The 5,490-nt window shown below is 50.2% G+C and carries 2 tRNA genes and 3 rRNA genes; all 5 read right to left on the minus strand.

Annotated elements, in window-relative coordinates:
* Window positions 1-102: 102 nt before the first annotated feature.
* Window positions 103-216, minus strand: a 5S ribosomal RNA gene (rrf, locus tag ACTHSL_RS11995).
* Window positions 217-309: 93 nt separating this feature from the next.
* A 23S ribosomal RNA gene (locus ACTHSL_RS12000) occupies window positions 310-3,202 on the minus strand.
* 354 nt (window positions 3,203-3,556) lie between these two features.
* A tRNA-Ala gene (locus ACTHSL_RS12005) sits at window positions 3,557-3,632 on the minus strand.
* A 49-nt stretch (window positions 3,633-3,681) separates the two neighbouring features.
* Window positions 3,682-3,758: transfer RNA gene (locus ACTHSL_RS12010), tRNA-Ile, on the minus strand.
* A gap of 57 nt (window positions 3,759-3,815) precedes the next feature.
* Window positions 3,816-5,356, minus strand: a 16S ribosomal RNA gene (locus ACTHSL_RS12015).
* The 16S, 23S and 5S rRNA genes sit together here with 2 tRNA genes alongside, the layout of an rRNA operon.
* Window positions 5,357-5,490: the final 134 nt, after the last annotated feature.

Here is a 5,490-nt window from a genome sequence, read left to right on the forward strand (position 1 = left end):
TCATGACCTTCTTCAGCAACCTGTCTATATTAGATAGGGCAAAAAAACACGTATAAAATAGAGAAGCCCTGACGAATAAATCATCAGGGCTTCGAAATAAGTGTTTGGCAGTGACCTACTTTCGCATGGAAGAACCACACTATCATCGGCGCTGAGTCGTTTCACGGTCCTGTTCGGGATGGGAAGGCGTGGGACCAACTCGCTATGGCCGCCAAACGTAAACTGTACAAATCGGTAAAGCCGATAATCAATAATAGGTAATGACTGAATCAGTCAGTAAGCTTTTATATTTGAAGTTCTTCAAATGATAGAGTCAAGCCTCACGAGCAATTAGTATGGGTTAGCTTCACACGTTACCGCGCTTCCACACCCCACCTATCAACGTCCTGGTCTCGAACGACTCTTTAGTGCGGTTGAACCGCAAGGGAAGTCTCATCTTCAGGCGAGTTTCGCGCTTAGATGCTTTCAGCGCTTATCTCTTCCGAACTTAGCTACCCGGCGATGCCACTGGCGTGACAACCGGTACACCAGAGGTTCGTCCACTCCGGTCCTCTCGTACTAGGAGCAGCCCCCGTCAAACTTCCAACGCCCACTGCAGATAGGGACCAAACTGTCTCACGACGTTTTAAACCCAGCTCACGTACCACTTTAAATGGCGAACAGCCATACCCTTGGGACCGACTACAGCCCCAGGATGTGATGAGCCGACATCGAGGTGCCAAACTCCGCCGTCGATATGAACTCTTGGGCGGAATCAGCCTGTTATCCCCGGAGTACCTTTTATCCGTTGAGCGATGGCCCTTCCATACAGAACCACCGGATCACTATGTCCTGCTTTCGCACCTGCTCGACTTGTCGGTCTCGCAGTTAAGCTACCTTTTGCCATTGCACTATCAGTCCGATTTCCGACCGGACCTAGGTAACCTTCGAACTCCTCCGTTACTCTTTGGGAGGAGACCGCCCCAGTCAAACTGCCTACCATGCACGGTCCCCGACCCGGATTACGGGTCTGGGTTAGAACCTCAAAGACACCAGGGTGGTATTTCAAGGACGGCTCCACAGAGACTGGCGTCTCTGCTTCAAAGCCTCCCACCTATCCTACACAAGTGACTTCAAAGTCCAATGCAAAGCTACAGTAAAGGTTCACGGGGTCTTTCCGTCTAGCAGCGGGTAGATTGCATCTTCACAACCACTTCAACTTCGCTGAGTCTCGGGAGGAGACAGTGTGGCCATCGTTACGCCATTCGTGCGGGTCGGAACTTACCCGACAAGGAATTTCGCTACCTTAGGACCGTTATAGTTACGGCCGCCGTTTACTGGGGCTTCGATCCGATGCTCTCACATCTTCAATTAACCTTCCAGCACCGGGCAGGCGTCACACCCTATACGTCCACTTTCGTGTTAGCAGAGTGCTGTGTTTTTAATAAACAGTCGCAGCCACCTATTCTCTGCGACCCTCCAGGGCTTACGGAGCAAGTCCTTAACCTTAGAGGGCATACCTTCTCCCGAAGTTACGGTATCAATTTGCCGAGTTCCTTCTCCCGAGTTCTCTCAAGCGCCTTAGAATTCTCATCCTGCCCACCTGTGTCGGTTTGCGGTACGGTTTAATTCAAACTGAAGCTTAGTGGCTTTTCCTGGAAGCGTGGTATCGGTTACTTCATGTCCGTAGACACTCGTCGTCACTTCTCGGTGTTAAGAAGACCCGGATTTGCCTAAGTCTTCCACCTACCGGCTTAAACAAGCTATTCCAACAGCTTGCTAACCTAACCTTCTCCGTCCCCACATCGCATTTGAATCAAGTACAGGAATATTAACCTGTTTCCCATCGACTACGCATTTCTGCCTCGCCTTAGGGGCCGACTCACCCTACGCCGATGAACGTTGCGTAGGAAACCTTGGGCTTTCGGCGAGCGGGCTTTTCACCCGCTTTATCGCTACTCATGTCAACATTCGCACTTCTGATACCTCCAGCACACTTTACAATGCACCTTCATCGGCCTACAGAACGCTCCCCTACCATGCTAGTAAACTAGCATCCGCAGCTTCGGTTATAGATTTGAGCCCCGTTACATCTTCCGCGCAGGACGACTCGACCAGTGAGCTATTACGCTTTCTTTAAATGATGGCTGCTTCTAAGCCAACATCCTGGCTGTCTGGGCCTTCCCACTTCGTTTACCACTTAATCTATCATTTGGGACCTTAGCTGGCGGTCTGGGTTGTTTCCCTCTTGACAACGGACGTTAGCACCCGCTGTCTGTCTCCCGAGGAACCACTTGATGGTATTCTGAGTTTGCCATGGGTTGGTAAGTTGCAATAACCCCCTAGCCATAACAGTGCTTTACCCCCATCAGTGTCTTGCTCGAGGCACTACCTAAATAGTTTTCGGGGAGAACCAGCTATCTCCGAGTTTGTTTAGCCTTTCACCCCTATCCACAGCTCATCCCCGCATTTTGCAACATGCGTGGGTTCGGTCCTCCAGTACCTGTTACGGCACCTTCAACCTGGCCATGGATAGATCACTCGGTTTCGGGTCTACACCCAGCAACTCATCGCCCTATTAAGACTCGGTTTCCCTACGCCTCCCCTATCCGGTTAAGCTCGCTACTGAATGTAAGTCGTTGACCCATTATACAAAAGGTACGCAGTCACACCACAAGGGTGCTCCCACTGTTTGTATGCATCAGGTTTCAGGTTCTATTTCACTCCCCTCCCGGGGTTCTTTTCGCCTTTCCCTCACGGTACTGGTTCACTATCGGTCGATGATGAGTATTTAGCCTTGGAGGATGGTCCCCCCATATTCAGACAGGATTTCACGTGTCCCGCCCTACTTTTCGTACGCTTAGTACCACTATTGAGATTTCGAATACGGGACTATCACCCACTATGGTCAAGCTTCCCAGCTTGTTCTTCTATCTCAAACAGCTATTACGTACAGGCTCCTCCGCGTTCGCTCGCCACTACTTGCGGAATCTCGGTTGATTTCTTTTCCTCCGGGTACTTAGATGGTTCAGTTCTCCGGGTTCGCTTCTCTAAGTCTATGTATTCAACTTAGGATACTGCACAGAATGCAGTGGGTTTCCCCATTCGGACATCGCGGGATCATAGCTTTATTGCCAGCTCCCCCACGCTTTTCGCAGGCTTACACGTCCTTCGTCGCCTATCATCGCCAAGGCATCCACCTGATGCACTTATTCACTTGACTCTATCATTTCAAGAACTTCTCTGACTTTGCCTGATATTCCGTTGACGAGAACATTAGACTTGAATTTCCTACTCTGATAAAGCTTACTGCTTGTTGTGTCTTAATCCCGCCTTTTGTCTTTCGGGATTAAGTCGATACAATCATCACCCAAATACTGTACCTGTTTTTCTTTTCCTATTCAGGAGACAACTAACCGTTTACAATCAGTTAATCATCAAAAACAGACACATTGTCTTTGTTTGTTGATTTCGACTTTCCAATTTGTTAAAGATCGATGCATTCAATATTGCTATTTACTTTGCAAATTAAAAGAAGCTGCACTCTAATACAACCTGTTTTAATTTGTAAATTATTTGGTGGAGGCAAACGGGATCGAACCGATGACCCCCTGCTTGCAAAGCAGGTGCTCTACCAACTGAGCTATGCCCCCAGTATTTTGGCCTCCAGCCTAATCAGCCTTCTTTGCCTTGTGGTTTGCATGGTGGGTCTGGTAGGACTTGAACCTACGACCCCACGCTTATCAAGCGTGTGCTCTAACCACCTGAGCTACAAACCCTTTGTGCTGCATCTTCGATTACCGATAAGTGTGAGTACCTAGACCCCTTTTCTCTAGAAAGGAGGTGATCCAGCCGCAGGTTCCCCTACGGCTACCTTGTTACGACTTCACCCCAGTCATGAAGCATACCGTGGTAAGCGGGCTCCTTGCGGTTACCCTACCTACTTCTGGTATCCCCCACTCCCATGGTGTGACGGGCGGTGTGTACAAGACCCGGGAACGTATTCACCGCAGTATGCTGACCTGCGATTACTAGCGATTCCGACTTCATGCACTCGAGTTGCAGAGTGCAATCCGGACTACGATCGGTTTTATGAGATTGGCTCCGCCTCGCGGCTTGGCTACCCTTTGTACCGACCATTGTATGACGTGTGAAGCCCTGGTCATAAGGGCCATGAGGACTTGACGTCATCCCCACCTTCCTCCGGTTTGTCACCGGCAGTCTCATTAGAGTGCCCAACTAAATGATGGCAACTAATGACAAGGGTTGCGCTCGTTGCGGGACTTAACCCAACATCTCACGACACGAGCTGACGACAGCCATGCAGCACCTGTGTTACGGTTCCCGAAGGCACCCTTCCGTCTCTGGAAGGTTCCGTACATGTCAAGACCAGGTAAGGTTCTTCGCGTTGCATCGAATTAATCCACATCATCCACCGCTTGTGCGGGTCCCCGTCAATTCCTTTGAGTTTTAATCTTGCGACCGTACTCCCCAGGCGGTCGATTTCACGCGTTAGCTACGCTACTAAGCAGTCAAGCTGCCCAACAGCTAATCGACATCGTTTAGGGCGTGGACTACCAGGGTATCTAATCCTGTTTGCTACCCACGCTTTCGAGCATGAACGTCAGTATTATCCCAGGGGGCTGCCTTCGCCATCGGTATTCCTCCACATCTCTACGCATTTCACTGCTACACGTGGAATTCTACCCCCCTCTGACATACTCTAGCTACCCAGTTCAGAACGCAGTTCCCAGGTTAAGCCCGGGGATTTCACATCCTGCTTAAGTAACCGTCTGCGCTCGCTTTACGCCCAGTAATTCCGATTAACGCTCGCACCCTACGTATTACCGCGGCTGCTGGCACGTAGTTAGCCGGTGCTTATTCTTTAGGTACCGTCAGCAGAAACGGGTATTAACCGCTCCTTTTTCTTCCCTAACAAAAGTCCTTTACAACCCGAAGGCCTTCTTCAGACACGCGGCATGGCTGGATCAGGCTTGCGCCCATTGTCCAAAATTCCCCACTGCTGCCTCCCGTAGGAGTCTGGGCCGTGTCTCAGTCCCAGTGTGGCGGATCATCCTCTCAGACCCGCTACTGATCGTCGCCTTGGTAGGCCCTTACCCCACCAACTAGCTAATCAGATATTGGCCGCTCGAATAACGCAAGGCCCGAAGGTCCCCTGCTTTCCTCCTCAGAGCGTATGCGGTATTAGCCAATCTTTCGATTGGTTATCCCCCATTACTCGGTACGTTCCAATATATTACTCACCCGTTCGCCACTCGCCGGCAGTAGTGCAAGCACTACCCCGCTGCCGTCCGACTTGCATGTGTAAAGCATGCCGCCAGCGTTCAATCTGAGCCAGGATCAAACTCTTATGTTCAATCTCTAACTTAATAACTTCTGGTCTGCTTCAAAGAAACCGACAGGACAATGTTAAACATCATCTTGTCTGTCTTCTAAACAGCGTGAGGCCTAAGCACTCACACTTATCGGTAATCTGTTTGTTAAAGAGCA

This window comes from Neisseria sp. P0008.S010 (assembly GCF_051962715.1).
Taxonomy (GTDB): domain Bacteria; phylum Pseudomonadota; class Gammaproteobacteria; order Burkholderiales; family Neisseriaceae; genus Neisseria; species Neisseria elongata.